Origin of the sequence: Bacillus sp. EB600 (assembly GCF_024494385.1) — a bacterium.
In the GTDB taxonomy this organism is placed as follows: domain Bacteria; phylum Bacillota; class Bacilli; order Bacillales; family Cytobacillaceae; genus JAEVLT01.
Window position 1 is genome coordinate 1 of the sequence record NZ_JAEVLT010000145.1, and the last position, 597, is coordinate 597.

At 39.7% G+C, this 597-nt stretch carries 1 protein-coding gene; it reads right to left on the reverse strand.

What is annotated here, in order from left to right; translation table 11 throughout:
• On the reverse strand, nucleotides 1–597 hold a 597-nt coding region (locus tag JN080_RS28985), incomplete at both ends, for a transposase (RefSeq protein ID WP_256239369.1).

Genomic DNA, 597 nt, shown 5'->3' on the forward strand with positions numbered 1-597 from the left:
TACTGCTGTTATGGCTTTTCCGGCAACTTTTCCACGGGATAGTAACCGAAAATACCTTTTGTTCAAACGAGTTTGAGCTTTCCATGAAATCTGAAGTATCTCTGGTGGTTGTCCTTCTTGTCTCTTTTTTAATTTTCCTTTTACAGCCGGTGGGTATCGATAACTCCACGCGGATTCAATTAACAATCTCCGGACATGACGGTTTCCGGCTTTTGTTATCTTTCCTTGTCGTCTAAGTTCCCCACTGGAACTTTCGCTCGGAATAAGACCTACATATGCCATGAATTGCTTAGGAGAAGAAAATCGTTGGAATGATCCGACTTCTGCAACTAAACTAGCTGCTGTAACCACAGCTACTCCTCGTAGTGTTTGAAGGGCTTGAATCATTGGTGCGTGCACACCTATTATAGCTTGCCGTTCGATTTCTTCTTCCAAACGATTTAATCGTTGCTGAATTTCAGTTAATTGATGCATATATTCTTCATAAACAATTCTTGATGCAGAATAATCAAATTTTAAGGTATTTAACCACTCATAATATCTTGTTGTCCACTTTTTCACACCTTTTTGGGGACGAATATCGTGACGTAAAAGGAA